Below are 25532 nucleotides of genomic sequence, written 5' to 3'. Positions count from 1 at the left end.
TTACAAAAAACTGTCCTACAGACGACATCAGATACGAAGATAACCACTACCGTTATACACAATCAAAAAAAACAAAGTATGTATCTTACAAGTATGACTCACGAGGAACTGTATGCCGAAGTGCATAAGGACCTCATCGAAATATCGACCAAAGCAAATATGTTCATGGATAAGGTTCGTAAGAAAACAAAGAACATGCTGCCATATCCTTTGGCGACCCAGCGTATAACCCTCACCACCACCCGAAGAAATGTGTGGACAGTGGTGGGAAAACACAATTCATATATGCAAGGCGTAGGATTTCAGGCTTACGCCCCCATTGTCGGCGCTTCAAGCAATGGCTATATCCAAATGTCGGGTTTCAAGCCCCGTGATATGGTGATGCATTACACAGCGCATTTCATGCAACGATATAAAGAACGTTACATCGACCATTATCAAATAGACCGCAAGGGAGAAAACTTATTCGAGTACTTTGTATATAACAATCCGCAAGTCTTGTATACCCGCAAGAATAATGGCGGCTATTTCATCGTTTCCGACCATGGTATTGCAGTAGCCGATTTAAGCAACGACCTAAAACTCATGACTCATGTCACTTTTCTGGGAGATGATGAACTGACGCTAAAGAAACAGCTCATCTATGATGAGGAAATCAAAATCTACAAAGGGGCACTTGAGCTGAAACGGTTAAAATCAAGAAAACAAAAAGATGATCTCGTCACGATTTGGAATGTTGCCAAGAAGCATAATGCAGGTATTGAGATGGTAAAACGATGGTACCAATGGAATGGAGTAAAAGTGGATGAAGATTATCTTCAACAATGCATTGATCTCATTGAGAAATATAATGTCCAGTCACTCGATCAATTTGCGGAACTTATGTCCCGACAATAAAAAGGACCTTCATAAAATCTTTTTTATTAAAGATTATTACACCAACATATCCTAAAACCTCAGAACTATCGGGCACGAAGTTGCCAGAAAGCTACGGCAGTCGCAGCGGCTACATTGAGCGAATCGACGCCGTGCGACATAGGAATACGGACTACGTAGTCAGCTTCGGCAATCGTTTCCGGCGAAAGTCCGTCCCCTTCGGTACCCATCACGATAGCCAATCTGGGTTCGGTTGTCAGGACAGGATCATCAATGGAAACAGAGTTATCCGTGAGTGCCATGGCAGCTGTACGGAAGCCCAGCTTGCCCAAGTCGCTGAGAGAACCGTCCATCCAAGTCCATGGTATAAGGAAGACCGTTCCCATCGATACTCTGACCGCACGACGGTTCAGCGGGTCACAAGAGTTACGCGTCAGTAGTACAGCATCAATTCCCAAGGCGGCTGCCGAACGGAAAATAGCACCGATGTTGGTTGTATCAACAACACCGTCGATCACGACGATGCGCCGGGCTCCCCGACAGACTTCTGCCATACTGCGCACCGCAGGACGACGCATGGCACAAAGAACACCACGTGTCAGAACATAACCGGTCAATGTAGCAAGCAGTTCCCTGCTACCCGTATAGACAGGCACATTGCCACAACGTTCAATGATGTCGGAGGCATCGCCAATGATATGTTTATGCTCACATAAAATGGCTAAAGGTTCATAACCGGCGTCCAGAGCTCTCTCTATAACCTTTGGACTTTCTACGATAAAAATACCCTTGTCAGGCTCGATACGATTGCGTAACTGAGCCTCGGTAAGAGTACAGAATATCTCAACTCCGGGATGAGACAAAGAGGATATTTCGATAACAGGCATATTCTTATTTATTACTTTCGGTTTGACATACAATCGCTACCTTGATGACGCCGTCCAGCTTGTTTTCAAAGATACGATATGCCTCCTCAATCTCGTTCAGCGGAAAGCGATTGGTAATAAGAGGAGTGGTATCTATCTTCCCTTCCTCAATCAGCCTGAGAATCTCTGCGCAGTCACAACCGTCCACTCCACCCGTTTTGAAAATCAAGTTCTTGCCATACATCTCAGGCAAAGGAAAAAGCAGAGGTTTGTCGTAAAGAGCCACAATAGTGACTATCGCATTGGGACGGGCACAGTCCCACGCCATCCGGAAACTATCTTCGGTCCCCGCCACTTCCAGGACAACATCAGCTCCACCGTGATCACTGTTTTGGAGTACAAACTCCTTGCAGTTCTCAGGTGTCGTTATCAGTACATTGGGATAATGTTCACGGACAAACCGAATCCTTTCAGGGGACTTTTCACAGACAATGATACGTTTCGGATTCTTCAGCATCGAGCAGAGCAAAGTGCAAATTCCAGTAGGTCCGGCACCAATGAGGAGGACAGTATCTTTCTCCGTAATCTCCGAGATACGAGTTGCCCAGAAGCCTGTGGCAAGGATATCACCGACAAAAAGAGCCTGTTCATCACTGACTGTATCGGGAATACGGTTCAGTCCCTGATCGGCATAAGGTACTCTGACATATTCCGCCTGTCCGCCGTCGATACGGCAGCCTAAAGCCCAGCCACCGTTGGGGTCGGTACAGTTGTTGACATATCCGTGATGACAAAAGAAACACTCCCCACAGAAAGTCTCGACATTCACAGTCACTCTGTCGCCGGGACTGACTGATGTAACTTCAGCTCCCACCTCTTCCACGACACCTACCATCTCGTGTCCAACCGTTATTCCGGGTACTGCACGCGGCACACTACCGTGTTTGATATGCAGGTCACTGGTACAGATACTGCCAAGAGTCACACGCACGATTGCATCCCGTGCATCCGTAATTTCCGGTTCCGGTTTTTCTCGCAATTCAAATTTTCCGTGTTCAATATATGTATATGCAAGCATAATCTCTTCTTGTCAATTAATAGATTCATTCTAGTGCAAAGATAGTGATATAGATAAAGAGATAGATAAGATGAAGATAAAATTACTAGAACCTCCTCAACTCTTCCATCATTGCCGACCGACGCTTATATATCGTCCTAAAGTCTTCAACCAATTGTTTTACAGCAACCTTTCCTCCATTAAGTTCTTGCATACAAAGCAATGCCCGCGCAATCTGCTCATAATATTTCCGTCCTATATTCCGTTCGGCATAATCAATCAATATAGAAATATACATGTCAATCAATTGCTCCGAATGACTGTTTTTCAGATGATGAGCATACTGCATCAATGCTTCCAGCTGCCCAAAACCGGCAGATGACAACAAATGGAATAAACGTTCATCCTCTTTTTCTTCCACATAAATTTCGGCCTCTACATTTCTGTCAAAAGAAAAATAGCCATTAAACGGTACCTCTTTCATCATCTCGTCCAAAAAAACTTTCCATTGCTCCTTCGGGATCAGCGTCTTCAGTTTATGATAATATTCCAACTGCTCTCTACCGGATATAAACAATAGGCGACACGTATCAATGACTTCAGAAGTGCGATTCGTCCTCTCAAAAATCTTCAATTTAAGCTTTAACCATTTACCTGTAGTTCCGTCATATTCTTCTTTTTTCGAAAGTTCTATCCCTTCATCCAACAATCGGACAGCCTCGTCATACTGTTCACGCTCCATCAATTTCTTAACCTCCATTTCTCTTATTTCAGATAAATACAGATATTGGCGAATCGTATCATCCGCTTTTTCCTGCTCTTTCTGCCCCAGCAACATATCGACCTTACGAAGAACCAATTGATACAAATCATAAGAATCTTTTCTCTCTTCGAGAAGCTTGTCTATCAATTCCAGAGCCTTATCCGCAGATTGGATGGAGAGATTGATTTGCATCATAAGATCATCTACATCATAGATATCATAATCATGATAAATCGATATCCCGGCAATTTGGCAAAGCTCTTGCAATATCCCGGTCTTTTGTTGCTGAGTGGTTTTCGGATGTCGAACCACTTTCAGTATCAAATCTCCTGCCTGTTCACAATAGTCTGAAGCGGATATATCATCATCATATAATAGTTCATCATCATAATTTTCTCCTATCGAACGAAGTGTCTGAAGAGCTATAGCAATCGTATCGTCCAAACTCTCCAACTTCAAGAAGAAATCTGCTTTCTCCAAAAAAGTATCCAATTGACTGAAAACAGTTTCCCAATCACGGCTAAAGTCATCATAACGATTATGATAGCGCGATTTCTTACTCTGAAAGGAGTTCTCAAATATCTTTTGAATTTCTTTTCTGTAATCTTTATCTTTGGAAGTCTTTGACAATTCTTTCGTAATAAACCGGTCCAACAGGGCTGTTTTAAATTCCTGATTCGTAGAAGCATATTCACATATAAACCGTGAAAGTTCCTGAGGCTTAATAAAAGAAAGACATTGCTGTATATCCACATCAACCGGACTATACAGGACTGTATCCTCTATCCGTTCCAAATCTACAGATTCCTCCACATCCATTTCTTCATCTCCATCATCCTCCAATACCGACATTTTCGAAAAGACACTGCGACTCACCTTCTCACTATTATCACGAATAGCGAATAATGTTGCTACCACATGCTTACAGATTCCCCCGTCATACGGACAATCACAGTACCATGAGTCTACTTTGTCTCCTTCCAGAGATATTTCCACAGTATAACTACGGGTACCGTCAACGGTTGCAGTCCATTCGCCGGACGAAGCCTCTTCCAAATCAGATACTGCACCCAGTTCATAATATTCTTGGCCACGCATTAATATCTTAAACGGCACTATGGCCTCAAAATTATCTAATGTAATCATATATTATCCTGCTCTTTAATATAACCTTCCTGTTCATACCCTCGCCTATACTTATGTATCATCTCAACCAACGGTTTCAAGCGCTCATCTGCCACCTCCATATATCTATACCGCGAATACTGAACATCATACAGTACGTGATTCCCATTTTGAAGCCGCTGTTCCACATCAGCAGGAATATAAAACTCCGCCCGTTCGCCCAATTCCGAATAGAACTCCGATAAGAATATAGACACTCCCGCCAAATCAAAATCTCCGAAATGAATATAACGGTTGGGAATCATCTTTAACCAAGCGCATAGATCTTTCGATTGGGGATAACGAGATACAAAGAGTACTTTCATCCCTTCAAATAAATACTTCTGGGCACGGATATACCGGAAATTCTCTCCGTTCTCCATGCCGACCACCACTACATCCTCGGGAATACGAAAGGATTCGTAATCTTGCATGAATATGCAAGTACCTCGTGCCGGAGAAAGCAAGTAAGGTTCCTCATGAAAAACAGCTTCTATCGGCTCGTAACAATTAAGAGGGAAACCTTTAAACGCACGGGTATGCCTAAGTTTAGAGTTAGCCCCCTTTGCCACTTGTTCCGAGCGTGCCACTTCCTTCTCACGAGTCTTTATTTCGATCCAGTCTTCCAGACTCATACCGGATGTATAATGCTGCGCCATATAAATGCGACATCCTTCAGGATCAAGCATCCGAAAAGTCCTATTTCTACCGTGTGACACGACAGCTAAGAATCCTTCTGTTTCTAATCGAAGAGATACTTCGCACACAAAGCTGGAAAAAGGGATGGACTCCCCATTTAGCAATCTCAACAATTTGCGAGCCTTTGTTACATTAAATTCACCTATCATTGTCTATTTCTGATTATAAGTCAGTAACGGAACCACCTGCGTATTCGAATGGCCGTCTTTACTCAGTAAATAAGTATACCGATAGTCCTCCACATTATAAGTAGTGGGCGAACTGTTCACCAACAGAATATTCCGGCAATTGGCAAAGTCCAGAATACCCTTCACATTATTAGGATGCAGCTTGCCGATTTCATCCATCATGCAATGAATTTTGAAATCACCGAACTTGCGTGACGCCTTCTCCTTAAACACATTAATCAACATGATATTCACCATTGCCTTCACCAGAATATCCGTGCCGTCGGAGCCCACATTCGCAATCTTTTCCACCCAGCCCGTATCATTATCATTCTCTTTCACACGAAATTCCAATTTGAATGTATCTGCCAATGCCAGCCGTTTACGTCCCGGCTCATCAAGTAAATATTTCATAAACGATAACAGATAGCGCACTGCCGTGGCATTCACATCTTCACGGGAAGTTTGCGAAAATAAATCCACTTTCCCCATGTTATGCTGATTTTCATCATTAAACCGCTTGATTTCCAACAATAATTGCATCAGTTTATCACTACTTTGCAACGCTCGGAGAGCTATTTCTTTAATCACTCCCGCAAAATTACGTTCCACAAAATCATCATTGATAGCCTGAATCGTTTTATGTATCTCGCTCTCATTGCGTGTCAAGTCGCCCACCTCTTTTGATATCCGACGAATAATGTCCGTATACCGTTCACTGATATGTTTCTGATATTCAGAGATTTTATCATTATCTACAAATTCACACAGATTCGAAGCAAAGTCATAATAATCCTGTTCTCCGATCAGTTCAGTACGGAAATGGAATGTATTCTTGGCCGAGAAGTTTCCGTTGAACTGTGTCACCACTTTCTTAAAATCTTCCGTCTTCCTGATGGTGGATACGATAAGGGATTTCAATTCTTCAACGATCACATCGCAACCTTTCCGGGTAGGCTTCTCACCTACCTCCGCCATATCAGGCGGACAAAAGGTTTCGTCTTTGCGAAACATATCCACTTTATTCAGTCCATCCTCCAATAGACGCAGTTCCTTCCGAATCCGGTCCAGAATCTCCTCCATGCCTTTTATCTGTATCTGCAACTTCTCCTTTTTCAAGGCAAAACGTTCGTCTACTGCATCAAGTTTCGCATCCAGTTCTTTTTTCCGGTTTCTCGTAGCCGGTTCTTTATCAAAAAGTTCCGCCTTATCTCTTTCATAATAAAGCACCTGCGGACGGTATTCATGAATATAATCCAACTCCTTCCGGATTTCAGCAAGCCGATCGTCATACTTCCGGATCGTAGTCGTATCAGCTCCTCTTCCGTTCAATTCATTCTCTTGCGCTTGTTTCAGTTCATTCTTCCGTTCCCGGGTTTGCAGCTTTCGACTGTCAATTTCCTGTTGTACACCTGCAACAAACAGCTCCTGTTCATTCTGTAACTCCGCTTTAGCGTCTTTATATATTTTCTGGCAGACTTTCAATTTACTCTCACGCTCGGCCAGTACTTTCTTCTTTTCCTCCGTCAGCACATATATCCGATGAGCCGTCTCCTCCAGTTTCGCCCGGAACTCCTCCGTCCTGCTTCGCTTCCACTCCTCTTCCTTTGTTTTCCATGAAGCATGATCCGCCTGCAAGTTTTTCAGTTTGGCAGGTATCTGCATCCGTTCGGCTTCTCTCAGATGTTGTTCTTCCAGAATGACACGTATCTGTTTCGCATATTTTTTCTCCAATGAAGAAACAGCCTCACTCTCTTCCTCCGTCAGTCTTTTCAGACGACCCGTACAAAGTTGCCATGCCGCTTGCCGCCCGTCACGTTCCCGTTTCATCTCTTCGGGGGTACGGACCGAACGATCGATAACCGACAAATTAAGGGAAACTCCGAACAACGTAGTTTCCTCTTTCGCCAGTTGAGGATGCAGTTCATGGCTGTACAATACCGACTCTTCATCCGCCACTTTACCTATCGTCTCCTGCCAACCCGGTTTATTCTGTTCCAGCCATTCGCACAAAGAACCTTTCCGCTTCTCAATCAACGCATCCAACACCTGAAGCTGTTCTTCAACGACTCTTCTCTCTTTTCGTATATCTTCCGCTTTCGTCTGAAACTCCCACTTCAGTTCTTTTACTTTCCACTCGCATTCCTGCCTCAATCGGTTGATATCCGCTTGCTGCTGACGAATGCCGAGTTCCAGTTCCTTGTCTTTCTTTCGCAATTCATTGATACCCTCCTCGCAATCTTCCATCTCTTTCTGATGAGGACGTTCGTATCTTACTTTCTGAAGTTTCAGATTCCACTGTGCTTGTTCGTCACGCAACTGCTGCATACGATTATCCACCGTCTGAATCTTCTCCTCCTGCACCGTTCTTATTTTTTCCTCTTCCTTGCGGACCAGCTGCATCAGTTCCTCTTGCTTCACCGCAATCTCCGATTTCCGGGCAAAGATTCGTGCCTGCTGAGTATTCTCAAATGTACGGAAGTCAGCCTCCAGATTATCGGACAGTAAACGATATTTCCCTATCACATCCTCATACGCCCTTGTCAGTTCCGACTTCATCCTCCGAACCTGTTCCAGTTCCTGATTCAAGATTTCCTCACGAGCCACCCGCCGTACAATCTCGTCTATCTGTAACCGTTCATAATGCAAGCGTTTATCACGTATCTGTTTCAGCAAATCATTGATCACACCGATATCCGTAATCAATCCGTCACGTTCTTTGGTATACTTCTGCTGTAATTCTCCCATAAGCCGCAACAAGCGTTCCCGTTCCGTCTCCTTCCGGGCAATGTCCTCTTTCACCTGCGGAATATCATGCAAAGCCCGCTTTTCCGCAAAGTTCAGTTCGGCACGTCCTTCGTCAATCTGTTTATGTGTATAAATCAAGTCCCGATAAGCATTCATCACTTTCCCCGCCATTTTCCGGACAGGCACCTCGCCATTCTTATTTTTCTCGAACCACAACATCACATCCCTGTATTCCTGCTCGAACTCCTTAATCTGACTACGATAAAAATCCAGATCAACAGAGATATCCTCGTCGCTCATCGAACGGATAATAGTATCTTTTATAAAGTCTGCATCCAACTTGGAATTCAGAAAAACATTCTGAATGGTACGTGGAATATTTTGATATTTGGCACTTTCCACGATAGCAAACTTCCGGAAGGGTATCATTTCCTGTTTACGATTATTACCAAAGATAATATCACGATACATCTCATAGCTCGTCACCTGCGCAGTCGTCTGAATCTTTGGGCCTATATGTTCACGGACACGCCCCCATTCGGCATATACCGCATTGCGCCCGTCAATAAACCAATCCCGCTGAAAAGGCGCGTCCACAAACCGGAAATAGACTCTGCCCTGCGACTTGGCGGCTACCACACAATAAGCACCGTTTTCACGCATCACCTCATATATAATGTAGGAGTTACCATATGGGAAGTAGAAAGCATCGAAACTTTTCTTCTCTTTCGGGATGCCGAGTTTCAACTTATCGGCATTGTAAAAAAAGAGCAGAGCACGAAGCAGCGTACTCTTCCCCACTCCTTGCGTACCGATAAAATGCACATTTCCATCCAGCTTCACCTCTGCATACGGAATATGGGCACTGTTCAGAAAAACAATTTTACTCAGGTATCTCATTTTGCACTTCCTCCGAAATAGTGATACAATCAATCAAATCTTCTATATAATGAAAAGCGGTCAACACCTTATAGGTCCCGTCAAGTTCATTCTCCTTCTCTATCAGTCCCATGTTTTCCAATTCCTTCAGCAGCTTGGCCACCACTTCATCAAACTTCTTCTTATCCGCAAAAAGCTTGACAGCCTTTTCTTTCAGCTCGATATCGCATCCTATCTGAATTTCAATATCGGCGGCCCGAAACAGAAAGCCCGGTCCGAACGCCGAATGGTACGTTTTCAGGAAGCTCAGATAATCAATCCACTTTTGGGCAGCTTCCAATTTGCGTTCCAAGTCAACTTTCGTTTCTTTGCGGACAAAATAATAATAGCCATCGCCTCCTTCAAGATAGAATCCGATGCCTTTATAGTAATCATAATAATCGGGCAAGTCTTCCTCTATGGCGTCATACAGGCGTTTCACTTGTGTAGAAACACTGTTGGAAGAGATGAAACCTCCTTTGCTAAGTATATTAAATATTTCTTCGGTATATTTCATGGTCATTCGTTATTTCATATTCAATATTCATCATCTGGAATAAATCAGAGGGTACTCCACTTCACCGGAAGTTTCGTAAGTATCCGTAAAGTGAAGTTCATCGGCATACTGCGAAGCCAGTTGGCAGAAAAAGATTAGTTTCTCACCACGGGTCACTTCCTTCCGGAAGCGATAGTTCATCACAAAATAGAACAGATGGGCACTGGAAGCCATAAAGGCATTATGCACTTCCTGCAGATTTACACTATCTATCGTTTGCGACTGACCGTCCAGATATTCCTCCGGAATAGCATCCGCCAGTTGCTTCATCCCCCGTGAAGAGTTCTTTTGTCGGGCTGCCAGCTTCTTCATCAGTTGAAAAGCCTCATCAGAGGTTCGCAGATTATCAATGGAAAGTTTGATGCGATAGCCCACCTGAGGCTCCATCCAAACAGGATTCTTTTGCGCTACTACTTGGCGGATATCGGTATGTTCTTCCAACAGAAACTGATCTTTCAGATATTTCAGTTTCTTCACTTTCTCCAGAATACGGTTCTGATAATCAATCAGATTCAGGTAATGTATGATTTGTTTTTGTATTTCAATCAGATTATGATACGAATCATTCAGTTGCAGTTTCACGTCGCTCACCACATTCCGCATCTGTACATCCATCGCCACCCGGAAAAAAGTAGGCTGTCCGTAGTCTATCAGTTCTTCGCTCTTGCGAATCAGCAGGGCGATATTATTCCGTTTCTCGTCCAACCGAAAAAGTTTGGTCTTTTTGATCCGGTAATTAGGTTCATTCTTGTAGGTGTTGTCCATGTTCCTTTTCAGGTCCATCACATTGCGGACGGTGGTAAGGGCGATGTTCTTCAGGCAGCGTTTCACTTCCCGCTGATAGTTGTATTTACGCTGTTCATTGTTCTCCTTCAAGTAATAATCGATGTTTTCATTCAACCGCGTGAGATAATCCTGCACGAAAGAGACATTGATTTCTTCATTGACTTCGAGTACATCTTCAAAGAATTTCAGATAGATATCCTCCATCTCCAGAAAGTCGCCTGTATCCCGAATCACTCCATAATCTATCAGATAGCGGATACGTTCTTCTTTGTACTCGGTCATTTCGAGTGCATAATCGTAGCGAAACGAAAGAGATTTCCGCTTGGCAAACATTTCTTTCAGGAGTTCTTTTTCCCGATCAAGACTCTTGACCAATTCTTCTATGGAACGAAAAGTGCTCATGTCGGTTTTGTCTTATCAGATTCACATATATACCGGTTCACAGTATTGTTTCTAATGCAAACGTACATAAAAATATTTGATTTATATGTACGTTTGCTTCTCATTCTTGAAAGAAAGCCTTACATTTGTAGGGAATACAAAACTTGTATCCCTTGCTATCATAAATAAAACAAAGTATACTAATGAAAGAAGAACCCGACAGCCTGTCTGTCCCTTACAATTTTGCCCGTTGCTTCAACGACCAATGCCCACAAGCTTCCAAATGCCTACGCCACATAGCTGCACAAAATAACGGAGCCGACTATCTTTATATCACCAACGTTAATCCGGCACGCTATCCTGCAGACGGGAATCAATGCGAATGTTTTAAAACGGCTGTAAAAGTCCATGTAACATGGGGACTTAAACGATTGCTTGACAGGATTCCTTATGAAGATGCAGTCAGTATCCGATCACAGTTGGTCGGACACTATGGGAAAACAGGATATTACCGGCTCTATCGTGGAGAACGAGGCCTTATGCCCAAAGATCAAGCTTATATAAAACAATTGTTTCGTAATAAAGGAATAAAAGAAGAACCTACTTACCAACGCTACACAGAAGAATATATATGGTAAATTGCTGTCATCTGTCACCCCAAAGGGCATAACAGACTAATTATGAACGAATCAGCCCGTGACAGCAGGAGGTGATTGCATTGTGACGGCACTCTTGCCGTCACAATCAACTACAGCCAAGTATCTTTGCAGTATCACATGAGGTTATATCGCCAGACCACACTTACGGTACTTGTTCCCGCTACCCGGCCACTAACTTGACGACATGGTAAAGCGTACCGCTACGTACATGCTTGGAGGGGATTTCCTGCTTTTTCAGTATTCTTCCAAATGAATTAACCCTTTTAACGGACATCGGTATCGAACTATTTCTCTGAATATCCTCCATAATCTCCGCCGGAGACAACCACTCCCCTTCTTCAGGCTGTGCAGCACGAAAATAACGGAAAAACAACTGTTCTTCCGGAGGAACCTGCTCAAATTCACGATTGTTTTCCATCATAATCTTTTCATCCTCCTGATCGAACCAATAGCGTTCGCCATGTTCCAATTCATACATGGCTTGCGCGTAAAGCTGCTCATAATCTATCGGACGATTCGTGTCAATCACTCCCGTCACTTCGATACAGATAAAACGACGGCTACCGGAAGGATCGGTCAACAGGTCTTTTTGATTACTCGTAGCGATAAATGAAGCATACCGCCGCATTTCGAGCACGGCATTGGCATGAGGTTTCCGCATATTTACCACAGGCTTTTGCAGAATATGTTTCAAGAAGCCTTGTTGTGTCGAACTGACCTGATCAAACTCATCAATATTGATGAGCGCAAAACGATTGAGATAAAGTTCCGCATCTTTCTTTCGCGAGAAATCAATGCTGTCAGTATAATAGGAACGTTCCGAAGGCGGCATTATACTCCGGCAGAAGGTAGATTTTCGCGTCCCTTGCGCCCCGACCAGTAATGGCGAAACACTGTTCGCGTATTTCTTATCATACCCTCTCCAATGAGAAACCATATTGAGAAACCAGCGGTGAAACAAGTCTGTCCAATACGGATTCCGGCAAGGCACAGTGGCTGCCAGTTCACGGATACGGTCTTTACCGTCCCATCCGGGAAGTCGATAAAGAAAATCCTCCAACGGATTGAATACAGGCACGCGATTTGAATAGATATAACGACTGATGTCCCTGTCCCACAACGGAATACCCTCCATTTGTGCATCCAGAGCAATGCTGTTCAGCGCCCGTTTGTCGAGAGGATTGAAACGAAAACGAAAAGAAAGCCTTTCCCGATATTCCACCTCGGCGATTTGTGTGTTATAGCGAAACTCATAACGGCGTTTCATGAATTCTTCGGTCTGCAAGGCCAACTGCTGCTCTTTGCTCAAACTGATATTCTTGCCGAAACCTTTACATTCGAGATATACGTTGCCAATCATCTCCCGGATCAGCACTTCCTGTTTATACATATAGAAATGAAAAACGGTACGTTTCACGACTTCTTCCTGAGGCAATCCCGAAGCAAAACAATTTCTGGCCAATTGTACGACCAATGGTTGCCATTTATCTTCCCGTAACTGGAGGCCTGCTTCGCTAAGATCTGTATAAGCTTTCCGAAAAGCAGCTTCAAAAAGCATCAAAAAGGCATTTTCCGCATCATATCCCGGCACGGCACGAGTCAACGGAGACTTCTCCGCCTGCACTGCCTCCCGAAAAGTCGTTTCTTCGGGCATCACTGTCGGCTGCGAGAGATAAAATTGCACGGAATTCGGACGATACATAATATCCGGATCATAAGATAATCGCGAATATTGCTCCAAAGTCGGCTCTTTGGGAAGTATATCAAACGGGATTTGGGGCTGATAACATTTCACGGCCAGCCGATAGGCGTGAGCGTGAAACAGTTCCGCCTCTTCCCGTGTCTTGGGCAGTGAGTTATCCGGACGGGTAAAGGTGGTCCATATCTTCACCGTTTTTCCACTCGAACCCATAAAAGCACAGCGGGTCTGCGGTTGTTCACTCGCTTTTTGTTTCACCAGAGCTATCTCCGATTTATTGGACAGGGGACCGACAGTCAGTTCAACAATGCCATTGTACGCTTTCATCTGCTTCTGCCCGTTTACTTTTCTAAATTCTGCGGCAGGAATTATCTCAGGAAGCTTGTCGGCAAACATACACCGATCATCAGGAAGCATATACTTTAATCCTTCCCTGAAAATGGAAACCGGGCGGGATTTTATTTCTGTTTTTACTTTGTTTACCAGTTTTTCAAGATCCATTACGCTGAGCGCTGTTGCATCTCCATTTCTACGGAATTGGGTAATTTTCATTTATATAGTAATAGGTTGTTTGTGTCAGCGTCTTCGTGTCGTTGAGACTGCTAAATTACTCATTATATCCGGGACCGACAAGAAAAAACGAAAGTTTAATATACAACCGACTTTTTAGTCAGCCTCATAGAAAAGAGAAGACACCAAAGAAGCAACCTAAGCCGGAGCATGATAGGATAAGACAACTAAATTAGTTCCCTCACCTTGAAACCATAGTTTCAGCGAAGAGAAACCATAGTTTCAAAGGCTTGAAACTTTAGTTCCAACAGCTTGGAATCATTAGTTTCAAGCGTTTGGAACTATGGTTTCAAGCATTTGGAACTTTAGTTTCAAACTGCAAAACAAACTGTTTCTTACAGTAGAAAAGATAGTTACACACCGTGATGAAATCAACGACTTCAAAACATAACCCGAATCACCAATACAAGGGTGACAGCATAATTGCCATCACAGTGCTGTCACCTACTGCTGTCACATCATTAAGTATTTATAATCTGATAGTTATAGTAAAATCGGTGACAGATGACAAATATATTCTTCTTTTTAATTTATAGGGAGTGATAGACAGACGGATTCAAATTTCACTGATATCTAGCTGTCAAACTTGAATGCTCCATATCTCTTTTTGCTAAAAGGTAAGAACTTTACCATACCAAGCCAACAAGGATACCAAAAATCTTATACGAATGATTCATTTCAGACCGTTCACTTATTCGATGACGGGAAGTATCAGGATTTCCTTGATTGGTTTTGCCCTATCATTTTCCTCCAATCTCCAACACAATCTTTCAAAGAACAGTCCGCCTATGCCGACATAGCATCTCGACGAACAGCCTCTTTTCAGTTATCCCTGCCGCAACATTTCTTATATTTCTTTCCGCTCCCGCAAGGGCAAGGATCATTCCGCCCGATTTTCGTTCCGGAGAATGTATCATAAAACATACCATCAACCATTGTTTGCATTTCAGGAGTGATATCCATGCCTGCTGCTTTCATCGCTGGTCCGGCAACGATACGAGGAAGAGTTTTCACCGATTCACCCCTACCAAGTAAAGCAGATGCTTCGGTGGACGGGTGACCTTTCAAGAACCAACAGGGACAATAATTACAATAGTTTACAGCTATTCCAACCACTTCCTGAAGTTCTTGCATAGAACGAACCTTCGTGTCTTGTTTTACCGACAAAAATAGATAATTCTTAATATAGGATTACTATTTACGGGTAAGGATTTGCTGATAAAATTAGTATTTATATCTTTGTGACTCTTAAGACCCAAATACAAACCAATTAATGAAAAAATTAGTATGCGCTCATTCATCCTGCTTCTCTGTCTGATCCCCACTATTATCTGTGCACAGAATTTTTCTCTTGAGGACCAACTCAAACAAGCTATCAAAGGCAAAAAAGCTGAAATCGGCATTGCCGTTATTATCGATGGAAAAGATACGGTAACTGTCAACAATGACATTCATTATCCATTGATGAGTGTGTTCAAATTTCATCAGGCGTTGGCATTGGCTGATTATATGGGAAAGCAGCAACAGTCATTGAACTTTGAACTGACCATAAAGAAAGAGGACTTAAAACCCGATACTTACAGCCCGCTACGGGACAGTTTCCCACAGGGAGGATTCAATATAGACATTGCGGATTTATTGAAATACACCCTGCAACAAAGTGACAACAATGCTTGTGATATTCTGTTTCAGTATCAGGGAGGAGTAGATGCGGTAAACCAGTACATCCATTCTTTAGGCGTTACCGACTGCGCCATTGTCTGCACAGAAAACGAAATGCATCAGGACGAAAGTCTGTGTTATCAAAACTGGACTACGCCTCTGGCTGCCGCCAGACTCCTGGAAATATTCCGTAAAGAAGCACTATTCCCGCAAGAATACAAAGACTTCATCTATCAGACCATGACAGAATGCCAGACCGGACAAGACCGACTGGTTGCCCCATTGCTGGACAAAAAAGTAACAATCGGCCACAAGACAGGAACAGGCGACCGGAATGACAAAGAACAACAGGTAGCCTGCAATGATATCGGCTTCGTCCTCCTGCCCGACGGACACGCTTACAGCATAGCCGTTTTCGTGAAAGACTCTGCGGAAAACAATCAGGAAAACAGTAAGATTATCGCGGACATTTCCCGCATAGTCTATGAATATATAATATTAAAATAGGCATGAAACTACATCATATCGCTATCTGGACTTTTCGTCTGGAAGAATTAAAAGATTTCTATGTCCGTTTTCTGGGTGGAACGAGTAATGAAAAATACATCAATCCGAAGAAGGGATTCGAGTCCTATTTCGTCTCTTTCGGAGAAGGGCCTTCTCTGGAATTGATGAGCCGGACAGACGTACAGAATACTCCGATAGAAGAGAACCGTCTTGGGCTGACGCATCTTGCCTTCACCTTTCCCAACCGGGAAGAGGTGCTCCGCTTCACAGAACAAATGCGTTCCGAGGGATACCCCATAGCAGGCGAGCCACGTACTTCGGGAGATGGTTATTTCGAAAGTGTAGTTCTTGATCCTGACGGTAACCGGATAGAATGCGTATGCCCCCCGCAGGCAGACGAACCACAGGATGATTGTTCGTTTGAAACGGAACGCTTACTCATCCGGCCTTTCCGGGAAAATGATGCAGAAACATTCTTCGCTTGTTGCCAGAATCCGAATCTGGGCAATAATGCCGGATGGGCTCCCCATAAATCGATAGAAGAATCGCGTGAAATCCTTCAGAATGTGTTTATCGGTCAGGAGGATATCTGGGCTATAACACTGAAAGACACCCGACAGCTCATCGGCTCCATCGGCATCGTCCCCGACCCGAAGCGGGAGAACCCGCAAGTACGTATGCTGGGATACTGGCTCGACGAGGCTCACTGGGGAAAAGGATATATGACGGAAGCGGTACAAGCTGTGCTTAACTATGGTTTCAACGAACTTCAGCTCAGCCTCATCACCGCCAACTGTTATCCGCACAACAAGCGGTCTCAGCAAGTATTGGAACGCAACGGCTTTATCTGTGAAGGCGTACTGCATCAGGCGGAACTTACCTACAACGGAAATATATACGATCACCTGTGCTATTATCTGCCTAATATATGCCGACCGGCTCCGGAAGACTACGACGAGATTCTGCAAGTATGGGAAGATTCCGTACGCCATACGCATCACTTCCTCACGGAAGAGCATATCCAATTCTACAAACCATTGGTACGCAACCACTACTTATCGGCTGTAGAACTGTATATCATCCGCAATGCCAATGGAAAGATTGTCGCCTTTATGGGACTGAGCGACGAACTCATCGAAATGCTGTTCGTAAGCCCCGGCGAACAGGGAAAAGGATATGGCAGACGATTGCTGGAATACGCCACCCGGAGAAAACAGATGAATAAAGTAGACGTAAACGAGCAGAACGACAAAGCGCTCGGATTTTATCTCCGCATGGGATTCCGGATCATAGGCCGAGATGAAACAGACGGTATGGGCAAGCCTTATCCGATTCTCCATCTGCAACTGCCGGAAGCAGAGAACGGCAACAAGTAAAAACAACTCATTCCCCCCAAAAATGAGAGCCATATGAACCTGCGTGCAAGACTATCCGAACGTGTACACATCGAGAATATCAGAGAGATACTTCATTACATACAAGACGACGAACGCCTCAGAGAAGAAATCTACCGGCTGATATATGATGAGGACAGCATCGTCTCTTACCAGGCACTGTGGGTTTGTACCCATTTCTCGAAACCGGAAGTAGAATGGCTGAGCGGGAAACAAAATGAATTGATTGACGCAGCGCTTACCTGCCCGCATTCAGGAAAACGAAGAATGCTCCTGAACCTGCTATGTCAGCAACCGCTAGCCGACCCTCCACGGGTGGACTTGCTGGATTTCTGCATAGAGCGTATGGTATCCCGGCAGGAACCGCCCGGAGTGCAGTCACTTTGCATCAAACTTGCCTACCAACTGACCCGTTCCATCCCGGAGCTTCAACAAGAATTGCGCACAATGCTGGAAATCATGGAACCCGAATTACTGGTTCCCGCTATCCGCTCTGTGCGCAAAAATACGTTGAAGGCAATCAAGGCAAAGAAGAACTAATAATTCTTCATCAGTTCCTTAAAATACCATTGCATCTTCCCGAAATTCTCAAGGGATATATACTCATTTTCGTTATGTATCGTACGCTGCTCGTACTGGTTCAGACAAATAGGCAAGAAACGGTAGATGTCATCGCTCACCGTCTGATATTTGTAGGAATCGGTACCCCCGATCGTAATATAAGAGGTAACGATAGCTGCGGGATATATTTTTGCCATCTCTTCCTTGATAATCCCGAAACCTCTAACGTTTTCAGGAGAAATGCTTGAAGGCTCACGTTCCGATACCACATGGATGGCAACATCGTAGCCTTCACACAACTTCTTCACATGCTCTATCACCCCGGCAACCGATTCACCGGGCAAAATGCGGAAGTTTACAGTAACCTCAGCTTCCGAAGCCAATACATTGGCCGCATCGCTGCCTTTAGCCATCGTGATGGCGGTTGTGGTGCGTACCAGCGCATTGGAGGCGGGAGATTTTTCCATAGTCTTCAGCAGTAACGGTTCGAGCAGCCATTGATTGGCTATCGCCATCCGCGAAAAGAATCCCATTTCCCCTCCTACATTATCGAAAAATGCAGCTATGGGAGAAATGATTTCTGCCGGGAACTGGTTGTCGTTCAGCTTCTCTATGATTTCTGCAGCATACACCAGAGAACTCTTTGAAGGTGGCATCGAAGAATGACCTCCCATCCCTTTTATCGTAAGGCGCAAGGTCAGAAAGCCTTTTTCTCCCACTCCCACCAATGCCAACGGTTCTTGTATGGATTCTATTGCCGAACCGGGAGCTGCAATGATGCCTCCTTCGTCATAAACCGCACTGAAGCGCAGCCCTTTCTGCTTAAAATAACCGGCTATATTGAAAGCTCCCTGACGTCCGCTCACTTCCTCGTCTTGCCCGAAAGCAAACCAGATATCTCTTTCCGGTTGGAAGCCTTCGGCTATCAGGTTATCCGCTCCCTCCATCAGCGAGAAGAGCATACATTTCATGTCAAGTGTTCCACGACCGTATATGCGTCCGCCTGCAACAGCTCCCGAGAAGGGAGGATAATCCCACTTCTCCGAATAAGTCCCGATGGGAGGCAACGGTTTGTCGTGAAACCGGAAAACCGTATCTGCAACAGTCGCCGTAGACGGATCATATCCGACTACCGGAACCACATCGTAATGGGACAAGAATAATATCGGTTTCAGATCACTGTTCCTGCCTTTCCAATGAAACACCAGCCCATATGTATTAATGGTATCTGCATCCATCACCCTATATACCTCCGGATAAGAATCGGCCAGGTACTTCATAAATTCATCGAAAGGCTTGAAATCAGTCTCTTCATACACTTCATTACTGATTGTCGGGATTCGTATTCCTCCGACAAAACGACGCACGGATTGCTCCGAAGGAGCTGTGTTCACCAATTCTTTATCATCCACATTCCTGGTCACTTTACCAAACTTATAGGTTACGGTCCGTACTACCAAAACCAGAATAAGTATAAGCAACAGGATGAATAAAGCTGCTAAAATCTTTTTCATTTTCATATCTCAACGTTTTATAATATTCATCCGCATCACAGTATATTCAGATGGAATATATGGGAAATGCCTGTCACGGAAATCTGTATACCAATACAGAACGTAAAAAAGCAACGAGTCTATTTATGATCTGATTGCCTGCCGGTCCCAGTCTCTGAATAATCCTCTGCCCCTGCGAAAGGAATACATACAGGATAGCGGGCATGCAAAGATACCTTATTCAATATCCGTATATATGTAAAACATAAATGGAATCTTATTGTTCTGATACCAAAGTAACTTATCATAAACCCTTAACTGAAAATTATAATTATGTGCACAAGAGTTGTTTATTCGGGAACAAATGGAATGGTGGCAACCGGTCGGTCTATGGACTGGAAGACAGATATGCATAGTAATCTTTGGGTGTTTCCCAGAGGTATGGAAAGAAATGGAGAGACGGGAGAAAACTCCTTGAAATGGGTCTCTAAATATGGCAGTGTGGTGACTTCCGCTTTTGAAATAGCCAGTACGGACGGAATGAATGAGAAAGGACTGGTCGCCAATCTGTTGTGGTTGCCTGAAGCTAAATATCCGGCAAGAGATAAAAGCAAGCCGGGACTTGCCATTACAGCATGGGTACAGTATATGCTGGATAACTTCGCCACTGTAGACGAGGCTGTCGCATTCATTGACGAGGATACTTTTCAGGTAGTATCGGACATGATGCCGGATGGTTCCCGTCTGGCGACCCTGCATTTATCAGTTTCCGATGCAACAGGTGACTGTGCCATATTCGAATATACAGACGGAAAACTGACTGTCTATCACAGCAAGGAATATAAAGTAATGACCAACTCCCCCACTTACAACAAACAGCTGGCCCTTAACGAATATTGGAAATCAATAGGTGGATTGAGCTTTCTGCCCGGAACCAACCGCCCGTCAGACCGCTTTGCCAGAGCCAGCTTTTACGTAAACGCACTGCCTGAAACGGATGATGTGAGGATCGCTGTGGCAAGCGTATTCAGTGTTGTCCGCAACGCATCGGTCCCGTACGGCATATCTACTCCCGAAAATCCGGAGATTTCGACGACACAATGGAGAACGGTATCGGAAAGCAAAGACCTGATGTACTTCTTCGAATCAAGTCTGACACCCAATACTTTCTGGGTGAATCTGCGGGAAATGGATTTGTCAGAAGGTGCTCCGGTACTTAAATTGTCTATTTCCAACGGAGAAACTTATCATGGTAATACGAGCAAAGAATTCAAACCGGCGCAACCGTTTAAGTTTATGGGAGTGAGAGGGTGAGAAAAATAAGAAGCGAATACGGGAGGTTGTCTTCATTAATCAAATGAAAACAGTCTCCCGCATTATATTACTAAATATTAATTGAAGTAATACAGGAACACTGCGATTCCTTCCAGCGCTTTTTTGGGCTGGTCTTTGATTTCAATAGCAAACTTGATTTCTGCTTTTGCCACACCACGCAAGTTAGTCAGTGAGTGCAAAGTAGTCACCAGACGAATACTTTGTCCGGACAGCACAGCCTGACCGAATTTCATCTTATCCATACCGTAGTTAATCATCATTTTCAGATTATTTACCTGAATAATCTGATTCCACAAGTAAGGAAGCATAGACAATGTCAGATATCCGTGAGCAATTGTGCTATGATAAGGACTATCCACTTTAGCACGTTCTGTATCTACGTGAATCCATTGATGGTCCAGTGTTGCATCTGCGAAAAGGTTGATGCGTTCCTGAGAGAGTTCGACATAATCGGATACACCTATCTGTTGACCTACTAACTTTTCAAATTCTTCATACGAGTTGATAATAACTTTCTCCATAGTCTCATCATTTTATGGGGGTTCTACATATAATTATGAGGGCAAAAATAGGAAAAATAAATGATATGCCGTCTATTTACCGCACAAATGCAAAAACAAAATACAAGAAAATGCTTTATCCGTTGACTGCCTTTTTTAGTGCATCGCTCAGTATGCTGTATCCTTTACCATTCAGATGTAAATCGTCAATTGTCAGCCCGGGATTCAATCGCCCGTGCTGAAGTAAACGGTCGAACACATCCAGACAGACAATTTCCGTTCCTTCCAGTCTGGCATGTATCTTCTGATTAAGCATACGGATAAACTTGTTTACTGCCGTACTATAATCATCATAATCGTTGCGGGGAAAAATACAAAAGAGATAAGTTTTCAGAGAAGGAATGGCAAGAACAGCCTTCACATAGCGTTCCACATATTCATCTGCATTTTCATCGTTCAACCGGTAAATGTCATTGGTACCGAACTGGACTACCACATAACAATCGGAAGTATCCACCGAAAAGGATTCGACATATGCCAAACCTTCTCCGGGAGCACCGTAATTCATACATTCCCATTGAGGAAAATAAATATTCAGTGCCCAGAATGCCATGTGACTGTTACCTACGAATGCAAATTTGGGTCTGTCTTCCATCTTATTGTTCTATATTCGTTCCAATTACAGAACAAATATAGAACAATATTTCGTAGATTTACCTTATTTTTGTATCCATAATTCTGTTATGACGAATCAATGATACATTTTTTCGACCAACCGGTTTCCCATATTGCACTACCGGAAAGGTTTACATATCCTTTCAACTATACTCCTCATCCGCTATGCGTATTAGCGGCTGAAGAAGTCAAAGCATATATTTCGACACAAAAGGAGTGGCAAGAGGAATTGGCTCCCGGCAAAATGTTCGGAGTACTCATAGTACAACCCCAAGAGGAGGAACCTTCTCCAATTGGCTATCTCGCTGCCTTTTCGGGCAATCTGGCAGGAAAGAACCTGCATCCGTACTTCGTACCTCCTGTATATGATTTGTTGCAACCACAAGGATTCTTCAAAATAGAAGAAGAACAGATTTCTGCTATTAATGCCCGTATCAGTGAATTGGAAGTTAACCCTCATTATCTGCATTTAAAAGAAAAGCTGAATGCAGAAACAGAGCAAGCCAATCTGGAACTGACTCAAGCCAAAGAAAAACTAAAGGCAGCCAAAGAAGAAAGAAAACTTCGCCGCAACTCATCCCCTGCCCTGTCAGAAGAAGAACAGGCCATTCTTATTCGCGAAAGTCAATATCAGAAAGCGGAATTCAAACGATTGGAACGGGGATGGAAAGAACGGATCAAAACTCTGGAAAAGGAGATCGCCACTTTTGAAACGGAAACAGATAAACTGAAGACCGAACGGAAGAAACGCTCGGCAGCTTTACAACAAAAATTGTTCGAACAGTTCCGCATGCTGAATGCAAGAGGAGAAATAAAAGACTTGTATACTATCTTTGAGCAAACCGTGCACAAAACTCCCCCTGCCGGAGCAGGAGAATGTGCCCTGCCTAAATTGCTGCAATATGCTTACCTTCATCAACTAAAGCCATTGGCAATGGCAGAATTCTGGTGGGGAAACTCTCCGAAGACGGAAGTCCGGCATCATGGTTATTATTATCCTTCGTGTAAAGGAAAATGTGAACCGATTCTACAACACATGCTGCAAGGATTGAAGGTAGATGAGAATCCACTCTCGGCCAATGCCCACAAGAAAGAAGAATTAGAGATTGTATTTGAAGATGAATGGCTGGTGGTGGTCAACAAACCATCCGGCATGTTATCCGTTCCCGGCAAGGAAGAGGAGACAGATTCCGTCTATCACCGTGTAAAAGCCAGATATCCGGAAGCTACAGGGCCAATGATCGTACATCGGCTGGACATGGCAACTTCCGGATTATTACTGGTCGCCAAGACTAAGGAAGTTCATCAACATCTGCAGGAACAGTTCATGAATCGCAGTATCAAAAAGCGTTATGTAGCCTTACTGGACAGGAGCGAACAGAATGGATTACCGGAAGAAACAGGAACCATCAATCTTCCCCTTTGCCTCAATCCGCTCGACCGCCCCCGCCAAATGGTCAGTGAAGAATACGGCAAGCCGGCTGTTACCGAATACCGGATTCTGAACTATTCCGATAAGTACATACGCATCGCCTTTTATCCATTAACAGGACGTACCCACCAACTACGGGTACATGCCGCCCATCATCAAGGGTTGAACTGCCCCATTCTGGGCGATGAACTCTACGGAAAAAAGGCGGACAGGCTCTATCTCCATGCCGAATATCTCGAATTCCGCCATCCCGTTTACGGAGATATTATCTGCATACAGAAGGAGGCGGAATTCTAAGAATATTTTCTTCGGCTGTTTTCTTTTAATTATGAAACGGCACTTGTCAGCACCTGCCGTTTCAACCTGCGATAGACGTAAATAAATGCAGGTATCAGAAACAAATCAGCTGCTACCCATGCCATCGGATCACCGAAACAGACGGCTATAAAGCCAAAAGCCGGTACGGCACAAATACTGACAAGAATACGTGCAATCATTTCCGACACTCCGGAAAACATGGCAAGATTGGTGTAGCCTACTCCCTGAATAGTATATCGCAGGATACAGAGTAATCCAAGCATCGGAAAGAAAGAGACTGATATATGCAGGAAAAGTTCTGTTTTCTCCAGAATCTCAACTTCCGAAGGGTCTACAAAAATCAGAGCAAAAGACTTGGCTCCCACCATCAGGATCAGGAAAGTCACGGCTGTATAGACAACCATCATCAGCGTACTGGCTTTAATCCCCGACCAGATACGTTCAGGCTTTCCGGCACCGTAGTTCTGGCCGCTAAAGGTAGCCATAGCCATACCCAAACTCTCCAATGGACAGAGGAAGAACATCTTGATGCGCATGGCAGAAGTAAATGCCGCCACACATGCCGTACCCAGCGCATTGTTTGCACTCTGAAGCATGATACTTCCGATAGCCGTAATGGAGAATTGCAATCCCATGGGAACACCAATGGAAAGTAACGTTTTCGCCAGTTTAGACTGATATTTCCGCTCTTTCGGTGTGCCGCGCAGGATGTCAAACTTCCGGTACATATAAATATAGCAAAGTAAAGCGGAAACTCCCTGCGAAAATACCGTAGCAATGGCAGCTCCCATCACTCCCCAGTCTAATACCAGAATACAGAATAAATCGAGAATGATATTGAGTATCGTAGCCAACACCAGAAAATAAAAAGGTGTCTTGCTATCCCCCAAAGCACGGATGATACTCGACAACAGGTTGTAGAAGAACGTACAAGGTATCCCGATAAAAGTAACAAGCAGATAAGCGTACGCCCCTTCAAAAATATTCTCCGGTGTACGCATCATCTTCAGGATATCCGCGCAATAAATACTAGTCAGAATAGCAATAACCACAGACATCACAACTGCGAGTTGCAGACTGACAGAGACGTAGCTACGCATCGTACTATAATCTCTTGCCCCGAACTTCTGAGCTACGGGGATACCGAATCCTCCGCAACATCCGTTGCAGAAACCCAGAATAAGGAAAACGACTGATGTGCTGGCTCCGACAGAAGCTAACGCATTAATTCCCAAAAACTTTCCAACGATTGCAGCATCAACAAGCGAATACGTTTGCTGCAACAGATTGCCGAACAAAAGCGGCAGAGTGAAATTAAAAATCAGAGGTAATGCCGGCCCTGCCGTCATCTCTTTAGAAGTTGCCATACGTCTATGTCCTAAAAATTGGCTGCAAAGATACTGAAAAATCCGGTTGAGAGATTCTAAACCTATGCCCTCTTTTTATTGACATAAGTCAAAAAAAGACGAAATGGCGGAAATCTCCTATCTCTTCACCAGTCTTTTCGGCGAACCATGCCAGGAACAGCCCAAACAATAGACCTCCGTCATATCAAAACCATCGGTAGAAGCTGCCGGATCTTTAGGCACGACTTCTCCATTTTCGAGTACATAGACCAAAAGGCGCTCTTTACGGTCATTCACTACATATAGGGCAGCAATCTTGCACTGCGGACATAATAACTTTCTCATGCCGCAAAGATACGCATAGTTTCCAGCAACAACAACCATTCCTCTTGAAGTTATT

Annotated in this window: 21 protein-coding genes and 1 pseudogene; 7 read left to right on the top strand and 15 right to left on the bottom strand. The window is 44.0% G+C overall.

Annotated features, from left to right (window positions below; genetic code table 11):
* Positions 1–78 precede the first annotated feature (78 nt).
* On the top strand, positions 79–897 hold the full coding sequence (locus K6V30_RS11100) for a hypothetical protein (protein ID WP_010537089.1): 819 nt from the start codon (positions 79–81) through the stop codon (positions 895–897).
* Between the two features lie 65 nt (positions 898–962).
* On the opposite strand, the gene K6V30_RS11095 is transcribed toward K6V30_RS11100, so the two are convergent.
* From K6V30_RS11095 to K6V30_RS11065, 7 genes are all read right to left on the bottom strand, one after another.
* Complete coding sequence (locus K6V30_RS11095; RefSeq protein ID WP_055271262.1) at positions 963–1763, bottom strand: TrmH family RNA methyltransferase; 801 nt, start codon at positions 1761–1763, stop codon at positions 963–965.
* A gap of 4 nt (positions 1764–1767) precedes the next feature.
* Positions 1768–2820, bottom strand: coding sequence for an alcohol dehydrogenase (locus K6V30_RS11090; protein ID WP_055271215.1), 1053 nt, complete (start codon positions 2818–2820; stop codon positions 1768–1770).
* An 85-nt stretch (positions 2821–2905) separates the two neighbouring features.
* Positions 2906–4708 (bottom strand): SWIM zinc finger family protein, encoded by a 1803-nt coding sequence (locus K6V30_RS11085; RefSeq protein WP_055271217.1) that lies wholly within the window; start codon positions 4706–4708, stop codon positions 2906–2908.
* Positions 4705–5574, bottom strand: coding sequence for a DUF7281 domain-containing protein (locus K6V30_RS11080; RefSeq protein ID WP_029425382.1), 870 nt, complete (start codon positions 5572–5574; stop codon positions 4705–4707). The genes K6V30_RS11085 and K6V30_RS11080 overlap by 4 nt, the downstream gene beginning before the upstream one ends.
* Positions 5575–5577: 3 nt before the next feature.
* Complete coding sequence (locus K6V30_RS11075) at positions 5578–9240, bottom strand: ATP-binding protein (protein ID WP_055271219.1); 3663 nt, start codon at positions 9238–9240, stop codon at positions 5578–5580.
* Positions 9224–9775 carry a condensin complex protein MksE gene (locus tag K6V30_RS11070; protein ID WP_029425381.1) on the bottom strand — a complete coding sequence of 184 codons (552 nt, stop codon included), beginning with the start codon at positions 9773–9775 and terminating at the stop codon, positions 9224–9226. Before K6V30_RS11070 ends, K6V30_RS11075 begins: the two co-directional genes overlap by 17 nt.
* A 30-nt stretch (positions 9776–9805) precedes the next feature.
* Positions 9806–11002, bottom strand: coding sequence for a hypothetical protein (locus K6V30_RS11065; protein WP_010537082.1), 1197 nt, complete (start codon positions 11000–11002; stop codon positions 9806–9808).
* A gap of 182 nt (positions 11003–11184) precedes the next feature.
* Here K6V30_RS11065 and K6V30_RS11060 point away from each other — a divergent pair, with 182 nt between their 5' ends.
* Complete coding sequence (locus K6V30_RS11060) at positions 11185–11619, top strand: DUF6078 family protein (RefSeq protein ID WP_022302070.1); 435 nt, start codon at positions 11185–11187, stop codon at positions 11617–11619.
* Between the two features lie 181 nt (positions 11620–11800).
* Here K6V30_RS11060 and K6V30_RS11055 read toward each other — a convergent pair whose 3' ends face one another.
* Positions 11801–13891 carry a BT4734/BF3469 family protein gene (locus tag K6V30_RS11055; protein ID WP_055271220.1) on the bottom strand — a complete coding sequence of 697 codons (2091 nt, stop codon included), beginning with the start codon at positions 13889–13891 and terminating at the stop codon, positions 11801–11803.
* Between the two features lie 840 nt (positions 13892–14731).
* On the bottom strand, positions 14732–15043 hold the full coding sequence (locus K6V30_RS11050) for an SEC-C metal-binding domain-containing protein (RefSeq protein WP_055271222.1): 312 nt from the start codon (positions 15041–15043) through the stop codon (positions 14732–14734).
* Between the two features lie 153 nt (positions 15044–15196).
* On the opposite strand from K6V30_RS11050, the gene bla reads away from it, so the two are divergent.
* The 3 genes from bla to K6V30_RS11035 are packed head-to-tail and all read left to right on the top strand — an operon-like array spanning position 15197 to position 18012.
* Positions 15197–16078, top strand: a complete 882-nt coding sequence (gene bla / locus K6V30_RS11045) for a class A beta-lactamase, subclass A2 (protein ID WP_055271224.1) — start codon at positions 15197–15199, stop codon at positions 16076–16078.
* A gap of 2 nt (positions 16079–16080) precedes the next feature.
* On the top strand, positions 16081–17454 hold the full coding sequence (locus K6V30_RS11040) for a GNAT family N-acetyltransferase (protein WP_055271226.1): 1374 nt from the start codon (positions 16081–16083) through the stop codon (positions 17452–17454).
* Positions 17455–17487: 33 nt separating this feature from the next.
* Positions 17488–18012 (top strand): hypothetical protein, encoded by a 525-nt coding sequence (locus tag K6V30_RS11035; RefSeq protein WP_010537076.1) that lies wholly within the window; start codon positions 17488–17490, stop codon positions 18010–18012.
* Here the strand turns inward: K6V30_RS11035 and K6V30_RS11030 are convergent.
* Together K6V30_RS11030 and K6V30_RS11025 are read right to left on the bottom strand one after the other, a co-directional pair.
* Positions 18009–19553 (bottom strand): M20/M25/M40 family metallo-hydrolase, encoded by a 1545-nt coding sequence (locus K6V30_RS11030; RefSeq protein WP_055271228.1) that lies wholly within the window; start codon positions 19551–19553, stop codon positions 18009–18011. The two genes, K6V30_RS11035 and K6V30_RS11030, sit on opposite strands and share 4 nt — an antisense overlap.
* 29 nt (positions 19554–19582) lie before the next feature.
* Positions 19583–19758: pseudogene (locus K6V30_RS11025) on the bottom strand (MarC family protein); the annotation flags it as partial.
* 101 nt (positions 19759–19859) lie between these two features.
* Here K6V30_RS11025 and K6V30_RS11020 point away from each other — a divergent pair.
* Positions 19860–20840, top strand: a complete 981-nt coding sequence (locus K6V30_RS11020; protein WP_055271231.1) for a linear amide C-N hydrolase — start codon at positions 19860–19862, stop codon at positions 20838–20840.
* A 77-nt stretch (positions 20841–20917) separates the two neighbouring features.
* Here K6V30_RS11020 and K6V30_RS11015 read toward each other — a convergent pair whose 3' ends face one another.
* Positions 20918–21382: a MaoC family dehydratase gene (locus K6V30_RS11015; RefSeq protein ID WP_004308264.1), complete on the bottom strand. Its 465-nt coding sequence runs from the start codon at positions 21380–21382 to the stop codon at positions 20918–20920.
* A gap of 115 nt (positions 21383–21497) precedes the next feature.
* The gene (locus K6V30_RS11010; protein ID WP_055271233.1) at positions 21498–22016 is read right to left on the bottom strand and encodes an SGNH/GDSL hydrolase family protein; all 519 of its coding nucleotides are present in this window, start codon (positions 22014–22016) and stop codon (positions 21498–21500) included.
* A gap of 99 nt (positions 22017–22115) precedes the next feature.
* Between K6V30_RS11010 and K6V30_RS11005 the strand changes: the two genes are divergently transcribed.
* Entirely contained in the window at positions 22116–23765 is a 1650-nt protein-coding gene (locus tag K6V30_RS11005) for an RluA family pseudouridine synthase (protein ID WP_055271235.1), read from the top strand.
* A 29-nt stretch (positions 23766–23794) separates the two neighbouring features.
* On the opposite strand, the gene K6V30_RS11000 is transcribed toward K6V30_RS11005, so the two are convergent.
* The gene (locus tag K6V30_RS11000) at positions 23795–25153 is read right to left on the bottom strand and encodes an MATE family efflux transporter (RefSeq protein ID WP_010537071.1); all 1359 of its coding nucleotides are present in this window, start codon (positions 25151–25153) and stop codon (positions 23795–23797) included.
* 117 nt (positions 25154–25270) lie between these two features.
* The gene (locus K6V30_RS10995; RefSeq protein WP_010537070.1) at positions 25271–25516 is read right to left on the bottom strand and encodes a hypothetical protein; all 246 of its coding nucleotides are present in this window, start codon (positions 25514–25516) and stop codon (positions 25271–25273) included.
* Between the last annotated feature and the right edge of the window lie 16 nt (positions 25517–25532).

It is taken from the genome of Bacteroides faecis, from assembly GCF_020091505.1.
Lineage (GTDB): Bacteria > Bacteroidota > Bacteroidia > Bacteroidales > Bacteroidaceae > Bacteroides > Bacteroides faecis.
The sequence above is the reverse complement of the archived record's forward strand: the minus strand, read 5'-3'. Positions and strand labels throughout refer to the sequence as shown.

What these genes read in the sequence shown, in the direction of transcription:
- K6V30_RS11100 (WP_010537089.1), top strand. Translation starts at nt 79, where the DNA reads ATGTATCTTACAAGTATGACTCACGAGGAACTGTATGCCGAAGTGCAT.
- K6V30_RS11095 (WP_055271262.1), bottom strand. Translation starts at nt 1,763, where the DNA reads ATGCCTGTTATCGAAATATCCTCTTTGTCTCATCCCGGAGTTGAGATA.
- K6V30_RS11090 (WP_055271215.1), bottom strand. Translation starts at nt 2,820, where the DNA reads ATGCTTGCATATACATATATTGAACACGGAAAATTTGAATTGCGAGAA.
- K6V30_RS11085 (WP_055271217.1), bottom strand. Translation starts at nt 4,708, where the DNA reads ATGATTACATTAGATAATTTTGAGGCCATAGTGCCGTTTAAGATATTA.
- K6V30_RS11080 (WP_029425382.1), bottom strand. Translation starts at nt 5,574, where the DNA reads ATGATAGGTGAATTTAATGTAACAAAGGCTCGCAAATTGTTGAGATTG.
- K6V30_RS11075 (WP_055271219.1), bottom strand. Translation starts at nt 9,240, where the DNA reads ATGAGATACCTGAGTAAAATTGTTTTTCTGAACAGTGCCCATATTCCG.
- K6V30_RS11070 (WP_029425381.1), bottom strand. Translation starts at nt 9,775, where the DNA reads ATGAAATATACCGAAGAAATATTTAATATACTTAGCAAAGGAGGTTTC.
- K6V30_RS11065 (WP_010537082.1), bottom strand. Translation starts at nt 11,002, where the DNA reads ATGAGCACTTTTCGTTCCATAGAAGAATTGGTCAAGAGTCTTGATCGG.
- K6V30_RS11060 (WP_022302070.1), top strand. Translation starts at nt 11,185, where the DNA reads ATGAAAGAAGAACCCGACAGCCTGTCTGTCCCTTACAATTTTGCCCGT.
- K6V30_RS11055 (WP_055271220.1), bottom strand. Translation starts at nt 13,891, where the DNA reads ATGAAAATTACCCAATTCCGTAGAAATGGAGATGCAACAGCGCTCAGC.
- K6V30_RS11050 (WP_055271222.1), bottom strand. Translation starts at nt 15,043, where the DNA reads ATGCAAGAACTTCAGGAAGTGGTTGGAATAGCTGTAAACTATTGTAAT.
- bla (WP_055271224.1), top strand. Translation starts at nt 15,197, where the DNA reads ATGCGCTCATTCATCCTGCTTCTCTGTCTGATCCCCACTATTATCTGT.
- K6V30_RS11040 (WP_055271226.1), top strand. Translation starts at nt 16,081, where the DNA reads ATGAAACTACATCATATCGCTATCTGGACTTTTCGTCTGGAAGAATTA.
- K6V30_RS11035 (WP_010537076.1), top strand. Translation starts at nt 17,488, where the DNA reads ATGAACCTGCGTGCAAGACTATCCGAACGTGTACACATCGAGAATATC.
- K6V30_RS11030 (WP_055271228.1), bottom strand. Translation starts at nt 19,553, where the DNA reads ATGAAAATGAAAAAGATTTTAGCAGCTTTATTCATCCTGTTGCTTATA.
- K6V30_RS11020 (WP_055271231.1), top strand. Translation starts at nt 19,860, where the DNA reads ATGTGCACAAGAGTTGTTTATTCGGGAACAAATGGAATGGTGGCAACC.
- K6V30_RS11015 (WP_004308264.1), bottom strand. Translation starts at nt 21,382, where the DNA reads ATGGAGAAAGTTATTATCAACTCGTATGAAGAATTTGAAAAGTTAGTA.
- K6V30_RS11010 (WP_055271233.1), bottom strand. Translation starts at nt 22,016, where the DNA reads ATGGAAGACAGACCCAAATTTGCATTCGTAGGTAACAGTCACATGGCA.
- K6V30_RS11005 (WP_055271235.1), top strand. Translation starts at nt 22,116, where the DNA reads ATGATACATTTTTTCGACCAACCGGTTTCCCATATTGCACTACCGGAA.
- K6V30_RS11000 (WP_010537071.1), bottom strand. Translation starts at nt 25,153, where the DNA reads ATGGCAACTTCTAAAGAGATGACGGCAGGGCCGGCATTACCTCTGATT.
- K6V30_RS10995 (WP_010537070.1), bottom strand. Translation starts at nt 25,516, where the DNA reads ATGGTTGTTGTTGCTGGAAACTATGCGTATCTTTGCGGCATGAGAAAG.